The following is a 22,177-nucleotide window of genomic DNA, read 5'->3' as shown; positions in this document are numbered from 1 at the left end:
CTTTTGATTGTTTCTCTTTATTTTCGCCATATCCCTATCCTTTTGTCCCGATGGTTGTCTTGAACCGGTAAACCGTCCTGTCATTCTCCCATTCCGGCCCGTGCACGGTAGCCGTGGTCAGTTCGGGATAGGTCATGGAATAGAAGTCCATCACTTCGGAAGGGGACATGTTGCTGTCCGGATCTGCCAGTTCCATTTCTGTAGAATTTTTCTTCATTTTGAATATTCTCTGCAATCCTTTGATTTCAAGTGCCATAATTTTTTGTTTTTATAAGGTTTAACAACATACCGTTTCCATTTGCGCCTCATCTTTCATCCGGTATTCTTCCGGAAAGTCAAGGTATTCGGCATAAGGGTCCTCCCGGAGGAGTTCCCTGTCACATTCGTCATCCTTGTCAAAGCTGTACATTTCCGCCGGCTGCGGTTGCGACCTGTACTCGCGGTTCCCGTTGTTTCCCGGTGCGGCCTGTACGGAGACATTCTGCGGTTGCGCCGGGACCGGTTGCGGCCATTGTCCTCCGTATACGGGCTGCTGCGGCATGTGTACGGGCTGATGGAACTGTATGGCCTGCGGCATGGTCTGCGATGCCTGCACGGGCTGTCCGGGAGGTATCTGACCCCGTTGTTCCGCATAAGGATGAGAGTAAGCCGGTCTTCCGTCCGCTCCATATTGGACCGAAGGGGCAGGCTGTGTATATTGTACCGGTTGCGGAGGCTGCTGTTGCGGTACGTTTTGGGGCATGGCAGCTGCCGGTTCCGGCTCGAAAATCAGCGCCTGTCCGTCTTGCCGGCGTAGTGGTTGTGCTTCCTGTTGCGGTTGTGACGCCTGCATAAACGGTTCCTCTCCGAAAAGGCTTCCTTCGGAGGCTTTTTTCTGCACTTCCGCCATTTTTGCGTCAATGTCCTTCTGTCTGTCAGGTGTGGCCAGTACCTTCGCCTGCCTGAGCCACGTCAGCGCCTCGGAATAGCGTTTGCCGGCAATCGCCTCATCCGCCTTTTTCAGCAATTTTTCCATTTTCTCCCGTTTTTCCCTGACCTCCTTCGGTTCCTTTTCCAGCGGGGATTTGGCGCCCTTGTTCTGCGACGCCGCCTGTTCCGCCTGTTTTTCGAATGTCTCCAGGTTGGTGAGGATGCCCTGCGCTTTCTGTACGGGAGTGCTGATGGCTTGAAGGAACTCTGCGTCCAGTTCCTCCGGAGTGCCATTCAATACCAGGGGAACGATTTGCCCCCCGGCTTCGCCTTTCAGTCCGGTGCGGCGGGGCATGACAGCTACGGTCAGACGGTTGTCGACTTGCCGGATACTGAAACTCAGGTCAGTGCCGGCTGTAATCATTCGGTTGATAGCTTGAAAAAACATAGTGGTAAAATATTAAAGTGTTATACATTCGTTTCGTTAAAGAAATCCTTCAGGATTTGCCGCCTGTCGGGTTTTGAGGCGATGCCTCTCAACGGTTCCAGATAGTACCCGATATGTTTCGGTCCGTCCACCGTGCCGGGGATACGTTTTTTAGTCGGTCTGATACGGTGTGTGGCGGGCCATGCGGCCGGCATGACCGGAGCCGGGGAAGAAAATGCTGCTGTTCTCATGTCTTTGAAGGATTAACGGTTATACGAACATGCCTGCCAGAAGCAGGACAAGAATTATTTTTATGACAAAGGAAAGGGTCCTGAAAAAGAATCCGATGATTGTTCCCGAGAAGAGGAACAGGACGATGGTGTACACAGGGACGATCCCCTTGTTGTAAAGCAGGCATATTCCTGCGAGCAGGACCAGCGCTACCGCTTGTCTGCTGATTTTTTCGATGAGTTGCAGTTTCATGTTCTTTATAATTTTAAGTATGAATAATCCCATCGGGATATGTTTTCCCGATTTTATAGGCTCCCGTCCCTTGGATTGCCTTTTTGCGCAAGGCTTGGGGAAAGAAAATACCGGAGCGGAGCGAGGATGATTTTCTTTTCCCAACCAAGCCCCTGAAAGGGGCCGCCTTGCAGCAAATAATGAGGCAATCCAAGACCTTTGCCGCTTAAAAGCGGAAAAACTATCCTGCCGTCTTGTCCGGACCGGAATCAGGCCGGCTCTAAAAAAGAAAAGAGGCACGGGCCTCTGATGACGCCTGTACCTCTTTCCTCTTTTGTCTGTCTGGAATCCGGATGGCCGGTAAACCTCCGCGGGTCATTCCTCCGGGCGTTGGATCCGGCGGATTTCACCGGTAATCCCCCTCACCAGTTCCAGTACACCGTCCAGAAATTCCTCCGGTGTCCGTTCGCCCCGCTCTATCTGCGCCAGTTCCGCTTCCCAGCCCGAGGTGAGGGAGGCGTCGGCTATTTTCATGCCCCGTACCGTTTCGTAGAAAAAGAGCCCCTTGGGAGTCGGAATGACGTATTTCCCCGAATAACGGATATATTTGCGTTCGAGCAAGGTGCGGATGATGTTGGCTCGTGTGGCTACCGTTCCCAGTCCGTTCCTGTCCATGAATCCGACCAGTTCCGCATCCGTATAGGGGGAGGGCGGCAGGTTTCTCTTGCGGATGATGCTGCAACCGGCCACCTCTACCAGTTCGTCCCGGGACAGCTCGGGAAGGGAGAGGCTGGAAAAGCCTTCTTCCGCGATGAGGTGTTCCCGTCCCAAGACGCCGGTCCATCCTTTTTCCAGTATGCGGTATGTCCGGGTACGGAATTTGTGTGCGGCGCATACCGCATCGACCGTGGTGTATTCCACCTTGCAGGATGGCGAGAAAGCTTCGAGCATCCTGCCTACGATGAGCGTATAGACCTGCATCTCCTCTCTGGCCAGGTCGCCGGGTGACATGCCGGTGATGATGATGGCATGGTGCTCCGTCGTCTTCAGCGGGTTGATGACGGCCTTTGCGCCGGCAATATCCAGCCGGTCCGCATACGTCCGGAACTCCTTGCGCGCCAGCATCTTTTCCATGACGGCGGGAAGCGTGGCATACACATCCTCCGGCAAAAATCGGCAGGCAGTACGCGGATAGGAAATCAGTTTCTTCTCATACAGGCTCTGTGTGATTTCCTGCACCTGTATGGCGGTTAGGCCATGGTAGAGGTTCGCATCCGTCTGAAGTCCGGTCAGGTCATACAGAGCCGGAGCCCGAACCTCCTCCGTCCTGCGGCTGACCGCCGTGATGCGGGCTTTCCGTGCCGCCTTGCAGTCCTCGTACAGCTCCGTCGCATTCCGATGCTCCTCAAAATCTTCGGTACGCCGCATCTTGATTATCCGGTTGTCTTTGCAGATGCTGATGAATACCGGCCAGCTGTCGGCACCTATGTGGTTCTCCCTTTCCCGATAACGTCCGCTTATGGCCGCCAGCACAGGTGTCTGCACCCTGCCCAGCGAGTTGTTTCCGAAGCCTACCGCCTTGCACACGGCATAACTTGAATTGACTCCCAGCATCCAGTCCGCCCTGTTGCGGCTGTCTGCCGCCAGGAACAGGTTGTCGAACTGATGGCACGGGCGGAGGTTCGCCATGCCCTCCAGAATGGCCTCATCCGTCAGTGACGAGATCCAAAGGCGGAGACAAGGCTGCTTGCATCCGAGGAAGCGGTAAAGGTGGCGGAACAGCATTTCCCCCTCGCGGGAGGCATCGGTGGCCGCAATGATCGTGTCGCATGCGTCGAACACTTTGGCTATCACTTTCAGTTGGAGCACCGCGTTGATGTCGGGATTCCATCCGGTATCCGTCTTCATGTTCTTCACCGTCAGGTAAGGAGGCGGGACCAGCGGGAAATCCTCCCATTCCACCCTCGCTTTTCCGGAATCCTTCGGCATCGCCAGGGAAAGCATGTTGCCGAATGTCCATGTCACCATGTAGCCGCCTCCGGTCATGTAACCGTTCTCTTTCTTATGGGCACCTACCACTCTTGCTATCTCTCTGCCCACGTTGGGCTTGTCAGTCAATATTGCAATCATATTCTTTTTTTCTTTTTATGTACTCCGTACCGTCCGGCACGGAGTACGTGTCCAACTTCTTCCGTCTTATGCTTCCGGTTCCTTTTCCGGGCTGATTCCCTTGATTTCCAGGACCGGTTTTCCACCGGGTCCGGGTACCAGTCTCAATGTGGCGTCCATGCTCAGGTCGATGACCGGGGTACGGAACTTCAACGGAATGGCTTCCGTCTCCATGCCTTGCAGCAACCGCTCCATACTGCCGTCCGCCTCCAGCTGTTCCTTGCTGAGCCCGAGGGTCTTCAGAACGTTCCACTCCATATCTTCCGCCTTGAGGCGGGTCTTCTGATTCGTATTCATACGTTTCTTGATTTTGGGGTTGTTTGTAAAGTCATTTTCTCTGTCATTTCCGGTATCATCCTACATGGCCTGTTTCGCGCTTTTCTTCTGCTCCTGTTGTTGGGCATTGTCTGCCTGTGTCGCCCGGCGGGAAGTGTCCCTCCGGATATCCGGATTGTCCTGGAAATATTGCAACTGCCCGGAACCGGGGTTGACTTTCAGGTAGGAGCTGAACTGTTTTCCGTTGCTTTTTAGGTCGGAAATGAGAATGGCCTTTCCGTCCTGGAGGTTTGCCCTCTCCTGCGCGGTGAACACATGGCCGTACACTTCCGCCGGGATGCGCGGCGCCTGCTGCTCGTTGAACCCGTCCGGGGTACGGGAGTATTGCGGGTTGCCGGTGGTCATGTTCAGCTTGACGAAGGCGGAGAACTCCTCTCCCTTGCGGTTGACCATGTTTTCCAGAAAGACCGGCTGTCCCTTGCGGAGCAGCTCCTTGTCCTCGTGGGTGAGCTGCACGTTGCAGATCTCCTTCGGGATGTAGATTTCGCCTGTCTCCGGATTGTGGCGGGTATAGTTCGGACGTCCCGTCACCTTGTCCAGCGTGACGAATGAGGAGAACACCTCGTCGGAGTTCCTGCGTTTCATGTCCTCAACCAGGATGGTATGCCCCTCGCTGAGCATCTTCAACTGGGTGGGCGAGAGCTGTACCCCGCCGAGGGACTGCTGGTTGAACGCCTGGTCCTTGGGAAAGATGAACTCCAGCCCCCTGCGTTCGGCACTGTACTGTAGTGTAGCGCTGAATTCTTTCCCCTTGTTGGAAATCATCCCGTCCACGAACACCTGTCCGCCGTTCTTGAGGGTCTGTATCTCGTCGGGACTCAACTTGACACCCCTTACCTCATCCTGCACGTAGACATGCTCCTGGCGGACGGCCACCAGCTCGTTGGTGTTCTTGTCGATGGAGATCAGACAGGGTTCCGTCGTGCCTCCGCGCAGGTTCAGTTCCGCCACACGTCCCATGTTGCCGCTCTCGCGCAGGTTCTTCTTGTCCTCCTCGGTGAAGATATGCCCGAAGTACGGGCGTTCCAGCTGCGGCTCCTTGCGTATGCCGTGGATGCCGAGCCCGACCTGTCCGTTCTGCATGGGTATCAGTGAAAGGCGCGCGTCCATACGGATGGTGGCGGCGTCCAATGTCAGCGTAAGCGGTACCAGCTTGTTCGTCTTGTAGCCTTTCAGCATGGAGTCAAGCAGTCCCTCCTGTTCGAGCGACGCTTTGGAAACACCGATCTTTTCCAGTGCGTTCCAGTCAATCATGTCCTCGTTGTAGCGGTAACGCGGTGCCTGCGGCTGTTGTTCCGCCTGCGGTACCTGCGGCTGCGCGCCTTGTGCCGCCTGTTGCACCTCGCTCTGTTGCAGGGGTTCCTGCGGTTGTTGCGGCTGTTGCTGTTTTTTCTTTGCCATCGTTTCTGTTTTTTCTTGGTTTACATTCTGTTCCTTCCTGTTCTCTTTGGGACGGATCTCGTAGCGCTTGAGGAACTCCTTCACCGCGTCCGTCTGTTTTCCTTCCGCCAGGTCCCTGATGGCCTGCTTGTTCATCTTGTAATCGTGGACGGTCATGCGGATCAGCCGGAAATGCGTGGGGTTCTTGAGCTGGCTCCAGAAATTCTTGATGAAATTCTCGAGGATACTTGAGTTCTTGTCGAATTTCAGGAATGAATTCTCGTTCCGTTCATCCGCCGGAACAGTTTTCACCTTTCCTTGTCCGTCGATTCCGCTGACCGCACGCACGCCCGCTTTCGGGTCGTTCTTGTTGTGAACCAGCATCAGTTCGGTAATCTGTTCCACCGGAAGGGCCTCGTCTTTCGCCTTCGGTTTTCTGGTCCGTTTGGGTTTCTCGTTCATGTTCTTTTCTTGTGCCATACATCATCTTTTTGAGGTTAATGAATCGCTTTGACACTTCAAATGTATGAGTATATTTTGGATAAAATGCTGATTTTCAAAAAGGTGACATCGGACGTCATCAGATGTCATCAGATGTCCGGAAAGGTGCTTCAAAACAAGTAGGAAATACAAGGGCGGCAGGAAAAAAGAGTAGGGGCAGGCGAGGGGACGTACCGCAGGGAAAAGGACAAACGGCGTGCATGGCACGGAAGAAAAAAGGAGCGGGTACGGCGGCCCATGCAGAACAGAGGGAGCTGAAGCCCCCTGTTTTTTCTTGTGGTCCGTCATATACTTAATAAGAAGATTTCAGGCGGGACGGGATATGGTATGGTCAGTATTTGATTTTCAGGGAATATAAGAAACGGTTCCTCCGGAATATCTCCTGTATGTATTGCCCGTGCGTCACGTCGGTCGCAGTTTGCCCCTGTAATCATCCTTCAAATCGAAGCGGGATTGCCGCCGCATTCTTTTTCGCGGCAATTTTCCCCGGCGCCAGCCGCAAGGAAAATTGCCACGAAAAGAGTGTGGAAAATGCGGCTGGCAAGACCGGTTCGATTTTCCTTTGATGGAAGGGGAAACTGTCCTGTATATTATTATCCGGTCCTTTCAGACCTGTTCCTTGGTAATCCCGTACATGCCCATTTTCTTGTAAAGGGTCGGGCGGCTGATGCCCAGCAAGGCTGCCGCCTGTGTCAGGTTGCCTTTGGATATGGTGACCGCCATCCTGATCTGTTCCGCATTCCGCTGTTCGTCTTTTAGCAGGCAGTTGTTTATCTTTTCTTCCTTTGCAAGATTCAACACTGTCTTTCCCGCCTGCTGCAACCGTAAGCACTGAGGGGTTATCAGTTTTCCGCCACATATCAGCACCGCCGCATGGACAACCTGTTTCAATTCACGGACATTCCCCGGCCAGCCGTAGCCCAGCAATATTTTTTTTGCCGCCTCGTCAAAATCCGGAATCTCCTTTCCCAGTTGTCCGGCAGACTGGATACGGAAAAAATCAGCCAGCGGGAGTATGTCTTCCAGGCAATCCTGCAACGTGGGCACGGTGATTGTAAAATCCTGCAACCGGTATAGCAGGTCCTTCCGGAAGCGTTTTTCCGCGACGGCACCCTGCAAGTCCTCGTTGGTGGCGGCGATGACGCGCACGTCCATCCGCTTGTCCTGCCTTCCGCCCACGGGGCGGTATCTCCGTTCCTCCATCGCACGCAACAGCATCTGTTGTATTTCCACCGGCAGATTCTCCACCTCGTCCAGGAACAACGTGCCTCCCCGCGCTTCCTGGAAATATCCCGGTTTTTCATCCGTCGCCCCCGTGAACGCCCCTTTGACATGGCCGAAAAAGGCGGATGCCGCCAATTCCCTTGACAGGCTTCCGCAATCCACGGTTATGTACGGCTTGTTCGCCCTCAGGCTCCGCTTGTGGATCTTGCCCGCCAGATGCTCCTTGCCCGTCCCCGTGTTGCCGAGTATGAGCACCGTCATGTCCGTGGGGGCAACCAGGCGGATGTAGCGGTCCAGCTCGCGGAAAGCGGCGCTCTTGCGTTCATAAATCACTTTGGCGAATGCCTCGTCCGCCATCCTTATCTTTTTCAGTGCGGGAAGCAGCTTGTCTTCGAGCAGCGGTTTGAGGATATAATCCTCCGCTCCCAGTTTCATGGCATGTACAGCCGTGTGTATCTCCTCATAGTTCGTCATCATGATGAACGGATGGGTGTAGCCCTGTCCCCTCATCCATTCCAGCAGCGCGGTGCTTTCCCCGTCCGGCAGTCTCAGGTCGGCCAGCACGATGTCATCCTCCCGGACGGAACGGGCGATGACCTGCCGCGCCTGTGCCAGCCGGTATGCCTTCACTGTCTGGTAATCGGCATTCTGCAAGAAATTGCAGATATAATCGCAGAACAATATATTGTCCTCAACCACAATCACTCTCATAGCTTTCCTTTGCCTGTTGTGCCAAATCAATTATTTCCTTTCCCTTGTCCAGTACTTTCCGGACCGCCCGGCCGAACTCCTCCGCCGAATATTCCCCGTTCCCCTGAAGCAGCATGAACAGGTCCCGCAGGGGCTTGCCGGCATGGATTATCTCCCAGGAACTGCTCAGGTGGTGGGTCCATTCCCTGAGCGACTCGTAATCGTTCCTTTCCGCACTTTCCGCCATCGCCGCGATATCGTCCGTTGTCTCCCTGATAAGCGTCTCCAGCATTTCCAGCCTGTCGCCATACTCCAGCAACGCATGGAAATCGACCTGCTCCTGCTGCCTTTCGTCGCCCAGGCATCCCGTACAGACTTGCAGCAGCTCTTCCACGGAGAACGGTTTCTTCAGGCAGGCCGAGAACCCCGCCTCATGCAGGTCCGCCGTATTGCAGCTTCCCGAAGCGGTGGCCGCAATGACCGGAATGGTCCGCGAGTTTCCCACATTGGCTGTGCGAAGCAGTTTCAACACATCAAACCCGTTCATCTGCGGCATTTTCAAGTCGGTAATCATCAGGTCATAGTTCTGACGGCGGATGCATTCCATCAGGTCACGTACGCACCCGCATGTCGTGCACATCACCCCATGGTGCGCGAACATCTCCTTGACGGCGGCCAGCAGGACGGTATCGTTGTCCAACGCCACGACGGTAAAAGGCTGTACGAGGGACCGGGTGCCGTTTTCTTTCTTTGCCGTCTCCTCCGCAGTTGACACGGGCAGAAGCACCGTGAAGCAGCTTCCGGACCCTTTTCTGCTTGTCAGTTCTATCGTGCCTCCCAGCAGTCCGACCAGCTCCTTGACAATGGAGAGCCCCAGTCCCACACCCTCCTCGGCCATCGCGTTGGGCAATCGCTCGAAAGCGGTGAAAACGCGTGCCTGCTCTTCCGCGCTCATCCCCGTACCGGTATCCTCGACGGAGAGCTGCAAGGTTCCGTTATCAAACCGCATGCGTAATGTGACCGCCCCCCGCTCCGTGAACTTGATGGCGTTTGACAACAGGTTATGTCCTATCTGGACAATCCGTTTCTTGTCCCCGATGACCACCCTGTCCCTTGGACTCTCCATATTCAGGAAGAGGTTCTTGTCCGCCGCCAGCGGCATGAAATCCGCTTCCAGCGTCTCGATGACGGTATGCAGCCTGAACGGAACCGGATTGACTTCCTCCTTTCCGCTCTCCAGCCGGAAAAATCCCAACAAAGTGTTCAGCATGGCCTCCATGTGTCCCGCCACCCGGCGTATCGTCCGGTTGTATTCTTTCCGTTTGGATATCTTTTTCTCCGTCGCGAGCAGTTCAGCATAGCTGTTGATTGTCGTAAGCGGTGTGCGCAGGTCATGGGTTACGGTCAGCATGATTCTTTTTCTTGCCGCGATCAGCTCCTCGTTTTCGGCGACGGTATGTTCCAATTGCCCGATTGTTTCCTCCAGCCTTTTCTTGTAGCGGTTTATGCGTGCCATGTCCCGGTGTATAATCATGTAGGAACCCCCGAGCAGCAGGAGCATGAACACCACCAGCCCGGCGACTATGGCCAGTGACCGTTCGCCCGTTCTGCCCAGCTTTTCCTCCCGTTGCTGCATCTCTTCCTGGATATTCCGGTCCATGTGCCTGATAACCTGTTGAAGCTGCTCGTTGAGCAACCTGTTGCGGGAGGCGAGGATATGTGCCTGCTCGGAGAACTGGCGCGCATATTGCCGCTGTCTGTCCGCTATGGTCCTGTTGAGGGCATGGAGTGCGGATGTGTCCGGGGAGGTTTCCGTCTTCTCTTTTTTCCCGAACAGCCTTTTCAGGAATCCTCTCTTCCTGCCGGTCTTTTTCGGGGGGCTTTGTCCGGCTGTTTGCGGAAGCTGTCCGGCTATTTCCCGGCCGGCTTGCTGCTGCTTGCGCATAATCTCCTTGATTTGCAGCATGGACTGTTCCTTGTCCCTCCATAAGATGCGGATACTGTCTATCCGGGCGTTGGGATGCAATTCCTGTAAACCGTACAACAGGCTGTCGACTGTCGATTTCTGTTTCAGGTACGTGTTGAAATCCTTCTCGTCCCACTCCGTGAATGTGTCGCAGAACAAAGAGAGTTCAAGCATTTTCATATATACATTGCGTATGGCCCGCTTTTGTCTGTTTATTTGCCGAACATTCGTTTCTATAGACCTGATCTCCCGCCATTCGTGGATACCTATATATATGATACAGCCAACCGTCAGGAGCACGGTGATGTACCCCGCCGCAATCTTGGCAAGAAGCGACCGCGGGTGTGAAGTCTTTCTTATCAGTCTGTTCCAATTTATCAATGTATGAGCCTTTTTATTTTTGTTATACCCGGTTTTAAACAAGCGAATAATAAAAACCGACCAGTCGGTATTTTATTATTCGCAAAGATAAATCTTTCCAAATAATAACAAAAGAAAAAGTATTCAAATGCAAGGCAAATGTGCCGTTTACATTAGAAAAATGCGGCTTTAAGCGAAGAGAAGCGGTTATTGTATTTGAAAAAGCAGTGCTCCAAAGGTTTTTCCTATGGAATTTTCGAACAATTGCCGGCTGAACACCTGTATGTCGTCCACAGACTGCTTGTGAATGACAACGACCGCATTGAAAAGAAAATCCTGTTCCCTGGCAAGAAGTTCGTGATACATTTGCGGAAATTCGTCCATGTATTCGTTGGCGGAGGATACGAACTGCATGTAATACATCAATCCGTTGCCCTCCAGTTTTTCAGGAAAACTGTCGATTACCCGTTCAATCGGGTTTTTGTAGGACCGGAGAAATTCGTCCCATCTTCTCCCTTCCAGATAATCCATTTCCGGAGAGAGCTGGGAAGCCGGGAAAAAGCGCATTTTCACGACAGTGTCAATCAAATGCCGTTTGGATGAAAAATAGTGCATGACCGCGCCTTTGGACTTATGCACGGCTGCCGCCACATCGCAAAATGAAGTCTGTTTCATGCCTTTGGTAAGGAACAGTACATACGCCTCGTCAATTATCCGCTGTTTCAAGTTTGGATCCATATCACACCTGCATTATATAAAAAATAGCACAGATGCAATCAACAACCCAAACGTGGCAGTGGAAAAGCCTAGAGATGAAGTCGACGCACCCGTGCTATATGTTTTGATATAGCGCAAGCTGTCATATCCCATCTTCTCTCTTTGAAATTTTCCACTTTTCGTTTGAAAGATGTATATGATACTATACTATTTTACCTGTTAGTTTTGCAAAATTAAGCTATTTATTGCTTATTTCCAAACTTAAACACTTAAACTACACTTAATAACACAGTTCCATAGGAGAAGCGTCCGCTTTCAGGAACAAGCAACAGGATTTTTTCACCGGACTTCAGTTCGTGTGTTTTCCAGAATTCATCCAATATGGCGAAGATGGCGGCAGAAGCTATATTGCCTACTCTGGATAGGTTGGTAAACCACTTGCTTTCGTCAATTCCGATTCCAATCCCTTTTAATTCATTTATTATCTTATCATAAAAAAACATGGAGGAAACATGGGGCAGTACATAAGAAATGGATTCCGGTGCCACATTGTGTTTCTCAAGACAATATTTTATGTGTTTCGCCCAATATGGGACGGCATTCTTTTCCAGTAATTTAATATCTTGCTTTACAGTAAAAAGTGAGCGGTCTGTTAGTTCCTGACTACTGAAACTTTTCCAACTTTTCAATTCTCCGTTTTTTTCTTTTTCCGCTCCCATAAACATGCATGTCGGCAATTCATTGGCATACGAAGTCATTTCCACCCATTCGATATGTAGAGCTTTTCCTTTGCCCGGATTATCCTGTAATAATACCGCACTGGCACCATCACTCAGCATAAAGCGTAGAAAATCTTTTTCCAATGCCATGTATGGTTGTATTCCAAGATTAGCGCATTTTTCGTATTCAACATCAAAATTTTTGGAAAGCAACCCCGCTGATGCCAACTCGGAACAACTACAAACAGCATTACGCTTATCACCCGCTAAAATGCTTAGATATGCAATCTTGAATGCTTGAACGCATGACAAACAGATGCCGGATGCTGAAAATATTTCCATAGGAGCATTTTTTAGCAAACCATGTACCATGGAGGCATGTGAAGGCAGCACTTGGTCCGGGCTGGCAGTTGCACATGCTAAAAGTTCTAATTCTTGCAGAGGTAATAAAGCTTCTGTCAAAAGTTTCTGTATCGACAGTTGTGCCAGTTCCGCATTCGTATGCGTCATTTCCTGCTTTGTGTTGACGGCATAAAAACGTTGTTTTATTCCATTTTGTCTGAGTACAATATTTTTGACACGAGAATGTACTCCAGAGATTAACCCTAAATAATCTTCCATAGAATTATTATCTATCGGAGAGTTTGGGAAGTAAGAGGTTACTGTTGTTATAAAAACTTCCTTTGACATTTTAAATCATATTTTAATTAAACTATATATAAACATAAACTGTTCCTTTAACAGGGGAATATTCAATCCATTTACCAATGCATCATTATAAGATTGTCCCAAATATACGTATTTGAACTGCTTGGCGATATTTTTGCAATTGTATTGAGTTCCAATTTCTCCTTTCTCTTGTGCATGTTTCAATATCCTTTCCCATAGTAATAGCTCTTTTTGGGTAACTATCGTTGTTTCCTTTGTAAAGTTTGGATAAAATTTTTCCGCCTGTAATATCAGACTCATATAAGCCCTTGTTCCGTTGGTATTAGCGTTCGGCAATATGAACTGGTATAGATAGTCCATTGTACGTTTTACATTGTCAATGTAATAGTTGATAAAATCATGCAGTGATAGACTTTCGGAATTTTGCATTTTATTATCTACATCTTGTTTTCTCAAGATATATTGATCAATCACATCCATAAACAATTCTTGTTTGGTCGGATAATGATAGGACATACAACCTCTTGACAGGTTGAGACTTTGTTCAATATCTTTCAAGGGGACCATATTATACTCCTTTGTCAGAAACAACTTGAATGCGGTCTCCCTTATTAACGCTTTTGTTTCTGTTCCTTTTGTTCCTTTCATAAATATGTATTTTTAAAACAAAAATAGAACATTTGGCTGAATATTCAATCTTTTTTGCATACTTAGTTTAAAGCGAATAAGAGTTAAACTACATACGTTAACAGTATGATACTTAAATCAATTCCATTATTTTAGACAGTTTTGCTTCAGGCAATATGGGGGTCTTATTTTTTTTTGTTACATTTGCTTTTAATAAAAACCGACTAATCGGATTTTATTCAGGCGTAGAGAAGAACTCAAACGAAAAGTGGAATTTATTGTATGAGATGATTCTCTATGCCTTTTTCAACTTACTACTCCCCCAAATTATGACTCTTCCGCGTAATCTTGTTTTCATCTAAAATTTGAAAACCGAATCATGCCTGTTGTCAATCCGTTGAATGAACATCAACGAACATAACTGCGACAATTTCAGGTATTGCTGCAATCAGCGGTATGACCAATTCCTTAGCACAAGTTTTGTATATCATAATTTTTTTCATATAAACCGTCCAGTCGGTATTTATTGCAAAAATATAAACATTCGGAATAAAAACAAAGGGAAAGATGAAACTCTATGTTAATAAACATTTCATCCTTCCCTTTTGACAAGTGCTGATTTATCAAATTTATCTTGGAGTCATTTTAACTTTAACCTGTACTCCCATGGAGTTTAAGACACGAACCGGTGCTTTTTCACTGGCTTTCAAATAAAAAAGAAGGTAGTCTTTTGCCCGTTGGGATTCGAAATAACCTTTTTCGTGGTATTCGGCAATCCACTTTTGAATTACCGGAACCTGCCAGCGGTTCATTAATACATAGTAACCGAATTTATACTCCAAGTCACTCAAAAAAATATTGAGTTTCAGGTAATCCCACCAAAACTGTTGCTTCTTTTTGCTTTTGGCGTTGAGTATGACCACCTGATGGTCAAAGGTGTCACGGGGATTTTCCCAATCTTGGCGGGAGATAAATACATCAGGAAGCGCATTGTCCGCGTTGTCCTTTGCCGGAATGAAAGGGGATAACGCCTCAATGGAACCTTTCATCTTTTCATATAATGCCGGCTCATATTCTTTGTTATACAATATGACGTCTCTCAAGCGGGTGGACGTAAGATGGGTTACTACCGGGCGTCCGCTTATACAATGTTCAGGGACAGTCATCCTTGAGGCCAGTTTTTTCATAAACTTGACTTCCGCCGTTATCTGTTCTTCCTTATCCGCTTTTTTGAAAGGGTAGTCCGTGCAGGCTATTTTCCGCATACCCCGATGCAGTTCCGTAAGCTGTAAGGCTCCATAAGCGCAGAAGATGGAAGCACGGATAATCTTGAAGATAGGGGTACGGTCGCCCTCGTGTGCCACATACGGCAGGTCTGTCACACCAAAAAGCATTTCATTTTCCACTATCAAGTCGGCGGAGATTGTCTTGCCCTCTTCCAGGCGACCCTTGATTTTGAATTTACGTTTTTGCCATCCCCAAGTGTGAATGGGTTGCGTAGCCAGCAGTGTCACACAATAATTGCCATTGTGCGGGGTGAAATCTACATTTTGCGGGGTTGCCTTGGACATCAGCTCATTCAGCAACTTGATTTTTTGGATATTGTCCATAAATAAATTGGTATTAAGTGAAACATCTTGTTAACAGTGCAAATGTAGGCATCGGCTTTCGTACCCGAGTTCCGTTTTTCGCCGAAAATCACTGCAAGGTCAACCAATTATTCGATATTTATTCTATTTTCGATTCTCAATATATAGTTTGTTTCCAAGAAAAAGCGTTCCATTCATCCGTCCATTGCGGAGACCGTTTCCTTGAGCGGACCGAAATTCTTAATCTTGATTCTACTCATATCGTTGTTATATAGACCATGTGCAAATATACCATTTATAAATAAGATGACCTAATATAAGGTAAGTGTTTAATGGAGTGAGCCCATTACTTTTGTTCCATGCTTATTTTGCACATAACAGACCAAACAGTCTGTTATGTGCAAATATATTCTTTTTGTATGAGAACGGAAACAAATGTGGTACTTTTTTTGAAATGTGGAAAAGAGGGTTTTGATACCCTCTTGTTGTACGGTAGGTATTTATATGAATGAGACTTCCGTATCGGGCAGGAGAGCGGTAATGTTGTCAACCGGATTGATGGAGATTTTAACTGCATGGAGCCATGACAGTTTCTGTTTCAACTTCTGCATCCATACGCTCATTTGGGCTTTTCGCTCTTTGTCGTCTGTCGCATCCAGTTCTATGCAGGCAATGATGACTATCTTCTTCCGGTCATCAACCAACAATTGGTTGACTTGGGTAAAAAATGCTTCGTCATTTGTGGAAAAACGGGCAGAACCGATTACTGTGGCAATCGTGTCCCTTACTTTGACGGCAATCCTGCGCATCAACTCATCGCCTTTTGCCTGAAGCACATTCCGGGTCTCCTCATCATGCGTGTGCCCCCTGTAATTCTTCACCTCAATCAAAAACAACTGTCCGTTATCATGAATACCCAAAAAGTCCACCGCTTTGGTAGGCTGCAAGGCATTGCTTACCTTTTTGTGTGCCAAATGCTCGTCATACTTGACAACAGTCCATTGGGGAGACTGAAACTTGAAGTTTATGCCGCTTTCTTGAAAATTACTCATATTGGTTGATGAATTGCTGTTCCAAATCGTAAAAAGCCGCATATTCCTCCAGTATCGGATTGTTCCGTATGCCTGCCAAGGTTTCGCTTTCCTCCACAATGATTCCCTTATCTTCTTTTTTCAAACCGAAGAACTTGACGGATATGTTGGTGTGTTCCTTATATTCGGAATAGAGAGAAAGCGTGTGTGTAAGCAGGTAGTCGTGAGTGGCGACGAAAATCTGCAAGCCGCATTCTTGAAGCACACGGATAAACTTTGCCACGACTTTTACAAGAGCCGGATTCAGGTTGGCTTCGGGTTCGTCCCAGAACAGGATGGTGTCCGTATTGATTTCCCCATTCAGTATGAGGTACAAGATGGAAGCCAGCTTGCGGAGTCCTTCGGCTACCAGGTGCGCTTCCATGTTCCCTTTTTCAGTCTGTATATAGAAACGTCCGTTCATCTGCAAAACCTTGAACTGCAATTCCTGCTCCAGCAACTCGATAGCCGGTTTCAACGGATTGTCTTCCGACTCACGCAATATGGGGAGTGACAACGCGTGTGCCAGGTTGATATACGTTTGGTCAAATGAGATTTCACGCTTACTGCTCAAACCGATAAAGCCTTCGAACAAAGAGAACATCTCACGTGGGGGGATATAGATAAAGTGGCGGTCGTCCCACTTTTCATCCGTTTCTAATTTTACAGTTGTTTTGGAAGCGGATGAGAAGCTGTATTGCAACAGTTTGCCGTCTATCGTGACTGTAATGTTTGCCCTGCCTGAAGGCACTCCCTTGTTGACCAGGTTGCCTATGACATCCGGCTTGAAATAAAATATCATGTCTTCCGCCAAGATATACTCAAACTGTTCCTTGGAAGCTGAGTTCTTGCCGAGGAAGTCATGGCGTGCCTGCAAAGTTGCCGCCAGGCATTTGAGAACGTGCGTCTTGCCCGTACCATTCTTGCCAATAAGGACGTTTATCCCTTTGGTGAAATCAAACCGGGTATTTGCAAAGCCTGTAAAATCAGTTAATAATATGCTGTTAATCATTGAATATGTTTCATTTATACTAAGTAACTACAAAGGTAATTTAAAAAACGGAAGAGACAAACCCGGTTTTAAAAAAGTTATGATTATTAGGCTTATGTTTTAGAACTGTCAATGATTACCTGGCAGATGAAGCGGATGTGTCCGGCAGTTCCGTTGCCGAAGCCACCGCCCGTGCGGTCTGCCTTCTGTGGTTTATATGCTCCTTGTATGAGAAGCATCCGGTTGTTGTAACCAAAGACGGAGTTGCTATTCCTGTGGGGAATATATGGAAGGAGAAGCAATTGCCTTCCATCTTGTTTGAAAGGAGAGGGAATTGTCTCTCAAGAAGTATATCACGACTCATTTCGGTGAAGGAAAACTTGATTTCAGCCTTATTGATGGCACTCATGGATTTTCCCTTATTGACAATGAGAACCAAAACGAGTTTATTGATTCATTCCGCAAATTTGAAGAATTGGGTTGGAATACCATAGCAACGGACAAAGGATTGGATTACAAAACGTATAATAAGAATAAGAAAAGCAAGCGTTATTTTTCAGATGGCCTATGGAAGAAAGGCATTAAGAAGTTCAGGATCACTCAGCGGAACAGATGTTTTGGTTATGTGGAAAATGGCGTTTTTTTATGTGTTGAGGTTTGATTTGGACCATGAGTTGAGTGATGTGGGGTAATGTTTTTATAGTCTTGGTATTCTTTTTATATATAGAAAACTGTCCAAAAGCTCATATCCTGTTTATACATACTATACTATGTGTTCGATAAGAGTTCTTGGACAGTTTGAAGTATATTCTATCCCTTTCCTATTTAAAGTTTACTAAAAAAGCAAGCAATTGCAAATTTATAAAGATTTGAATCCTGCTTATCTCCATATACTTTCAAATCAAATGTGTAATTCAAAAAAGCTTCTTCTAATCTTTCTATTTCATCAACAGACAAAAAAGGTTCTTTGAAAAATAGGAACTCTACAGATTTTACTTTTCCGTACGAATCACAAATAAATGTAGTGGCTATCTTTTCAGATTTCAATTCTTCCAATCTTGCCGGTGATAATACTTCTATGTATAAGTTATTGACTGGTGTCGTTTGTTTGGCTACAAAATTGTCCAGTATTTTATCTTGCTGAAAACTTCTATTCAAAGTTTGACGATAAATCTTCTGGTTCTTATAATCATATACATAAGATTTGCCATTGGAAACTTTAACTTCGTTTTGTGCACAAATATTATTTGTAAAAACAAATAATGCGACAATTACTGAAATGAAAAAACTTAATGTCTTCATAATATCTTTTTTAAATACCGTAATTATTACTTATATAATCAAGTAGCGAAGGTTGCATACTATAAATGATACCTTTATTATAGCCAGGATCTTTAACTTTAAAAAACTCCATATAGTTGTAATAACCATATCCAGCATATTTAGTAGATAACACTTCTGATAGAGAAGGAAATTTTTCATCAAGAAAACCATCTTCACATAACAACATAATCCATCTTGTATAATCATCGGCATGTGTCGGTCCTGCTCCTAAGCCACCAAATCCATATCCATTAGCGCAATATATAAGTTCTTGAATAATCTTTGCTTCAAATTCTATGTTTGGAGTTCCTTCTTTACCTGCATATTGAAGAATTCCATTGAAATATACTCTATCTTGTGCGGCATGTATAAACTCCTCCTGTATTGAATTCGTTGCGATTGTTGAGCCTGTTTTCAACAATACCTCATTCGTTTTTGCATTGTACGAAGCTGGTGCTGTGCCTGTATCGCCTCGGGATATTTTTGATACCTTTTTAGTTGTCAGTTTCTTGAAAACACATCTGTATCCTTTGCCTAAAGGATTACTTTGTAATTCCTCAAGAATGGAATTGACAGAACCTTGGTCTGTTAAACTCAACGCCACATTACTAATAAAGCTACTCATAGGATAAGTCAATGAAGCTCTACCCGAAAGTCCCCTTGTGGTAACATCATCTTCATAGGAGAAAAGTAAATCATCCCCAGAGCATGAAACCATAAATAAAATGGCTATGCATGAAATAAATTTGAACATCTTTTTCTTCATAATGTTTTTCAATTAAAGATTAATATTTAATTAGAGTTTACTCTTTCTTAAAGTTGATATACTAGCGAATTGGACTGCCTTTTGTTTAATGTCGTTGAATTTAACGACATTAACTATATGATCTAACGTATCTAATATAAATTCCATTCTTGCTTAAAACCGATTAGTCGGTTTGTTTTTGCAAATATATAAGTTAAAATCAAAAAAATGAAAACCTATCCTTGGTTATTTTCAAAAAAAAATATCAAAGGGTACTAACGGAAGCTGATTGATGTAGAATATCTCTCAGAAAAACATTGTATCTTTATGTTAAGAAGAAAAAAGGAGTTATGGATTTTGAAGGAGAATGTACCATGCGGACAGCTTTCGTATTCCAATTGAAGCGGAAAGGGGAAAAGATTACTTCAATGCTGAATCCAACTCCCGATTTCTTGGAGGTTTGGTATGGAAGCCCAAACAGAAAAGCAAATGGATAATCCCCGATTTATTTACCCGTATCATGGACTTGCCATACGGTTACTTCTGTCAGGTGGTAAAAAACAGCTGATAGACATAGCTAGAGTTTGAACTGCTTGTTCAAGCAAGGAAGTTTTTAAGGGGTGTAAACCACTTTCGATAAGACTATCAACGATCTGTTGACAGCACCGGACGCCCGTTTCATAGATGAAGCGGATGTGTCCGGCAGTTCCGTTGCCGAAGCCGCCGCCTGTGTGGTCTGCCTTCTGTCGTTTATACGCTCCTTGTATGGGAAGCATCCGGTTGTTGTAACCAAAGAAGGAGTTGCTATTCCGGTGGGGAATATATGGAAAGAGAAGCAATTGTTTTCCATCTTGTTTGAAAGGGGAGAATTGCCTCTCAAGAATTATATCACGATTCGTTTCAGTGGAGGGAAACTTGATTTCAGCCTTATAGATGACGCTCATGGATTTTCCTTTGTTGACAATGAGAACCAAAACGAGTTTATTGATTTATTTTAAAAATTTGAGGAATCAGATTGGAATGCCATAGCAACAGACAATGGGTTGGATTATAAAACGTATAATAAGAATAAGAAAAGCAAGCGTTATTTTTCAGATGACCTATGGCAGAAAAGCATTAAGAAGTTCAAGATTACTCAGCGGAACAGGTGTTTTAGTTATGTGGATAATGGTGTTTTTTATGTGTTGAGGTTTGATTTGGACCATGAATTGAGTGATGTGGGGTAATGCTTTGTACAGCCTTAGTGTTATTTAATAAGAATAGTAGGCTGTCCAAAAACTCATATCCTGTTTATACACATTATGCTATGTTTTAGATAAGAGTTCTTGGACAGCTTGATTATACTTTTTCTATTTTAAGTCCTTTTACTAATTGAACAAACAATCGCAGATTTATAAAGATTGGTATCCTGCTTATCCCCTATACTTTTAGAAAGAAATTCAAGGATTGCAAATCCTAATACTCATAACCGGCAGATTATAAATCCACCGGGACGGGTTGTGTTATTCAAACAATTTACTAAAATCTGTTTCAGATGGATCTGTTTTTGAAGTTAGAATTTGTACTTGGGTTAATTCGAAAAGGAATCCATAATTTTCCATGCCATTTTTATTTTTTATTTTACGAGCTAAACCATAAATTTTCACTTCGTATTTATTGGAAGGAATATTATACCTGATAGCTTTATACTCAATATGCTCATTGTCGTTTATATCATAATAAAAACCTTTAATATAACCACTTTCTTGATCAAGGTTTTTAATATTCCATTTTTCCATTTCATCAATACCTACTGCCCAAATTTCATTTGAAGCTCCAACTTGTAAATTGAAACCATTCCATTCTGCTTGAATTTCCCATCCATTCAATTTTGATTTTTCACATTTGCCAATAGAAAATAATAATGTGTATCTATCATAATTTATATGATGAATAGGAATTAGTACTCCTTCTGTAATACAATAGTAAAAAAAATCATTATCTTTACTAAAATAAGAAATTACTTTTTTCGCTTTAATGTTTTTATTTTTACGACATTGTTCAAATTTTTCCGGGGATATTATTACAAACCCGTATCCTAAAGCACTTATCTTTTTGTTTTCCATTTAATGATGTGTTAATTTGTTTTTGACTTTTATTTTATTTTCTACATGTTGTCGAACTTTTACCATTGCTTCTGATGGGGTTAGATTATCATATCTTTTACCATCAATCATTAAATACCCCTTTGTGTCAAAAGATTTATAGGCATTATCCATTGCATCTAGTGCTTGTTCAATCGTTCCTTGATATTGACTTCCGTGAATAGGGATTCCTGATTCTCTTAGTTTTGCATGGAGTTCCTGATGTAAGCTTGCTGTGTTTTTTGAAACATTGGGATACCAACTGACTTTCTCTATAATATCCCTTATTCCTAGTTTGTCTCCTATGGCACGAGGAAATAAATGGTGTCCATCTCCTGTCGGCTTTAGATCACTGAATAGTCCAAATATATCAATCCATGTGTTTGGGTTTTTTACATAGTTGTAAAAAATAAGATTATTGCCAGTTAATCCAATCAAATCTTGATTTAAATAACCGCCTATTTCAGATATATAATATCTAAATCTGTTATAGTACAATCCTGTTTCTTCATCTTCATATTGCCCTTGGAATCTGAATGGACAATCATTTAAAGAACGTCCTTCAAAAGTTGCTACTTTTCCATAGATATCTAAAGTACAATCCCAAGTTTTGTTTTCTTTTTCGTCGTACATCTGAATAGGTGTACCCAAATAGTCAGATACAATGGAATATTGCTTACCATCCTGTATCTTTGCTGTTGGTATAAACGTGCCTGCCTCGAACACCCAGGTGGTAATATTCTCTGTCGGTTCTTTTGACGAAGTGTTTTCTTCCTCATCCGGTTGCATATCGGTGACTTTGTAGCCCCATTCGTGAATAGGCACATTCCCGTCCCATACCCAACGTGTGACTTTTCCGAAATACTGCTTTGCCGTGCGCCGTCCCAACGCATCATACCGGAACTCCACCGGTCTTCCGTCCGGGCGTATGACTTTCTTCAGCATCCCGTTGGAACTCCACTCGTATAGCCATCCCGTCCCCGTTGCCAGAAAATGGATACCCCGTTCTTTCTCCATTCGCTTGCGGTCGAACCTTACGCCCGTTTCCTGCAACTGCTTGAACTCACGGAAAATGAGGTTCCCCTCGTCATCGTAATGATAGAAACAATCCTGGTCTTCCAAAAGTTTTCCCCCGGCACCGTATTTGCGGTCTTTCTTGTCCGGTGTCTCAAAGAGGTTA

Annotated in this window: 23 protein-coding genes; 3 read left to right on the top strand and 20 right to left on the bottom strand. The window is 45.8% G+C overall.

Translation table 11 applies throughout. The features are described from left to right. Positions 1–34: 34 nt before the first annotated feature. The 16 genes from QZ135_RS14850 to QZ135_RS14775 all read right to left on the bottom strand — a co-directional run bounded on the left by QZ135_RS14850 (position 35) and on the right by QZ135_RS14775 (position 17,045). Positions 35–256 (bottom strand): PRTRC system protein C, encoded by a 222-nt coding sequence (locus QZ135_RS14850; RefSeq protein WP_005682867.1) that lies wholly within the window; start codon positions 254–256, stop codon positions 35–37. 21 nt (positions 257–277) lie between these two features. Further along, positions 278–1,357, bottom strand: a complete 1,080-nt coding sequence (locus tag QZ135_RS14845) for a PRTRC system protein E (RefSeq protein WP_054349501.1) — start codon at positions 1,355–1,357, stop codon at positions 278–280. Between the two features lie 20 nt (positions 1,358–1,377). Continuing rightward, on the bottom strand, positions 1,378–1,587 hold the full coding sequence (locus QZ135_RS14840) for a hypothetical protein (RefSeq protein ID WP_005682869.1): 210 nt from the start codon (positions 1,585–1,587) through the stop codon (positions 1,378–1,380). A 19-nt stretch (positions 1,588–1,606) separates the two neighbouring features. Next, positions 1,607–1,819, bottom strand: coding sequence for a hypothetical protein (locus QZ135_RS14835; protein ID WP_005682870.1), 213 nt, complete (start codon positions 1,817–1,819; stop codon positions 1,607–1,609). 354 nt (positions 1,820–2,173) lie between these two features. Next, a complete protein-coding gene (locus QZ135_RS14830) occupies positions 2,174–3,928 on the bottom strand; it encodes a DNA topoisomerase (protein ID WP_117866828.1) in 1,755 nt (584 codons plus the stop codon). A 66-nt stretch (positions 3,929–3,994) separates the two neighbouring features. Next, positions 3,995–4,264: a DUF4099 domain-containing protein gene (locus QZ135_RS14825; protein ID WP_005682873.1), complete on the bottom strand. Its 270-nt coding sequence runs from the start codon at positions 4,262–4,264 to the stop codon at positions 3,995–3,997. Positions 4,265–4,324: 60 nt separating this feature from the next. After that, the gene (locus QZ135_RS14820) at positions 4,325–6,163 is read right to left on the bottom strand and encodes a DUF3945 domain-containing protein (protein WP_138272025.1); all 1,839 of its coding nucleotides are present in this window, start codon (positions 6,161–6,163) and stop codon (positions 4,325–4,327) included. 627 nt (positions 6,164–6,790) lie between these two features. Then, positions 6,791–8,119, bottom strand: coding sequence for a sigma-54 dependent transcriptional regulator (locus QZ135_RS14815; protein ID WP_117866830.1), 1,329 nt, complete (start codon positions 8,117–8,119; stop codon positions 6,791–6,793). Next, the gene (locus QZ135_RS14810) at positions 8,100–10,445 is read right to left on the bottom strand and encodes a hybrid sensor histidine kinase/response regulator (RefSeq protein WP_117866831.1); all 2,346 of its coding nucleotides are present in this window, start codon (positions 10,443–10,445) and stop codon (positions 8,100–8,102) included. Before QZ135_RS14810 ends, QZ135_RS14815 begins: the two co-directional genes overlap by 20 nt. A 186-nt stretch (positions 10,446–10,631) precedes the next feature. Then, positions 10,632–11,162, bottom strand: a complete 531-nt coding sequence (locus tag QZ135_RS14805) for a TetR/AcrR family transcriptional regulator (RefSeq protein ID WP_005682877.1) — start codon at positions 11,160–11,162, stop codon at positions 10,632–10,634. A gap of 248 nt (positions 11,163–11,410) precedes the next feature. Next, positions 11,411–12,550, bottom strand: coding sequence for a StlD/DarB family beta-ketosynthase (locus tag QZ135_RS14800; RefSeq protein WP_117866832.1), 1,140 nt, complete (start codon positions 12,548–12,550; stop codon positions 11,411–11,413). Positions 12,551–12,556: 6 nt separating this feature from the next. Beyond that, entirely contained in the window at positions 12,557–13,177 is a 621-nt protein-coding gene (locus QZ135_RS14795; protein WP_294610791.1) for a TetR/AcrR family transcriptional regulator, read from the bottom strand. A gap of 608 nt (positions 13,178–13,785) precedes the next feature. Next, on the bottom strand, positions 13,786–14,766 hold the full coding sequence (locus QZ135_RS14790) for a pseudohemocyanin (protein WP_117866833.1): 981 nt from the start codon (positions 14,764–14,766) through the stop codon (positions 13,786–13,788). Between the two features lie 479 nt (positions 14,767–15,245). After that, the gene (locus QZ135_RS14785; protein WP_016271559.1) at positions 15,246–15,797 is read right to left on the bottom strand and encodes a nuclease-related domain-containing protein; all 552 of its coding nucleotides are present in this window, start codon (positions 15,795–15,797) and stop codon (positions 15,246–15,248) included. Then, positions 15,790–16,827, bottom strand: coding sequence for an AAA family ATPase (locus QZ135_RS14780; protein ID WP_005682890.1), 1,038 nt, complete (start codon positions 16,825–16,827; stop codon positions 15,790–15,792). Before QZ135_RS14780 ends, QZ135_RS14785 begins: the two co-directional genes overlap by 8 nt. A gap of 92 nt (positions 16,828–16,919) precedes the next feature. After that, a complete protein-coding gene (locus QZ135_RS14775) occupies positions 16,920–17,045 on the bottom strand; it encodes a hypothetical protein (protein WP_294610785.1) in 126 nt (41 codons plus the stop codon). Between the two features lie 95 nt (positions 17,046–17,140). Here QZ135_RS14775 and QZ135_RS14770 point away from each other — a divergent pair, with 95 nt between their 5' ends. Further along, positions 17,141–17,467, top strand: coding sequence for a hypothetical protein (locus QZ135_RS14770; RefSeq protein WP_243636190.1), 327 nt, complete (start codon positions 17,141–17,143; stop codon positions 17,465–17,467). A 164-nt stretch (positions 17,468–17,631) separates the two neighbouring features. Here QZ135_RS14770 and QZ135_RS14765 read toward each other — a convergent pair whose 3' ends face one another. Then, positions 17,632–18,108 carry a hypothetical protein gene (locus QZ135_RS14765; protein WP_054349505.1) on the bottom strand — a complete coding sequence of 159 codons (477 nt, stop codon included), beginning with the start codon at positions 18,106–18,108 and terminating at the stop codon, positions 17,632–17,634. Positions 18,109–18,118: 10 nt separating this feature from the next. Then, positions 18,119–18,895: a hypothetical protein gene (locus QZ135_RS14760; protein WP_054349506.1), complete on the bottom strand. Its 777-nt coding sequence runs from the start codon at positions 18,893–18,895 to the stop codon at positions 18,119–18,121. A gap of 329 nt (positions 18,896–19,224) precedes the next feature. Between QZ135_RS14760 and QZ135_RS14755 the strand changes: the two genes are divergently transcribed. Together QZ135_RS14755 and QZ135_RS14750 are read left to right on the top strand one after the other, a co-directional pair. Beyond that, positions 19,225–19,371: an ATP-dependent acyl-CoA ligase gene (locus QZ135_RS14755; protein ID WP_147349134.1), complete on the top strand. Its 147-nt coding sequence runs from the start codon at positions 19,225–19,227 to the stop codon at positions 19,369–19,371. 159 nt (positions 19,372–19,530) lie between these two features. Then, positions 19,531–19,872 carry a hypothetical protein gene (locus QZ135_RS14750; RefSeq protein WP_227034344.1) on the top strand — a complete coding sequence of 114 codons (342 nt, stop codon included), beginning with the start codon at positions 19,531–19,533 and terminating at the stop codon, positions 19,870–19,872. A gap of 504 nt (positions 19,873–20,376) precedes the next feature. On the opposite strand, the gene QZ135_RS14745 is transcribed toward QZ135_RS14750, so the two are convergent. Beyond that, entirely contained in the window at positions 20,377–20,979 is a 603-nt protein-coding gene (locus QZ135_RS14745; RefSeq protein WP_117866834.1) for a hypothetical protein, read from the bottom strand. Next, positions 20,980–22,177 (bottom strand): RHS repeat-associated core domain-containing protein (locus QZ135_RS14740; protein ID WP_294610774.1); only part of this gene is annotated, 1,198 nt, incomplete at its 5' end.

The sequence above is a fragment of the uncultured Bacteroides sp. genome (genome assembly GCF_905207245.1).
Classification (GTDB): Bacteria; Bacteroidota; Bacteroidia; order Bacteroidales; family Bacteroidaceae; genus Bacteroides.
This window is presented reverse-complemented; position numbering and strand designations above follow the sequence as displayed.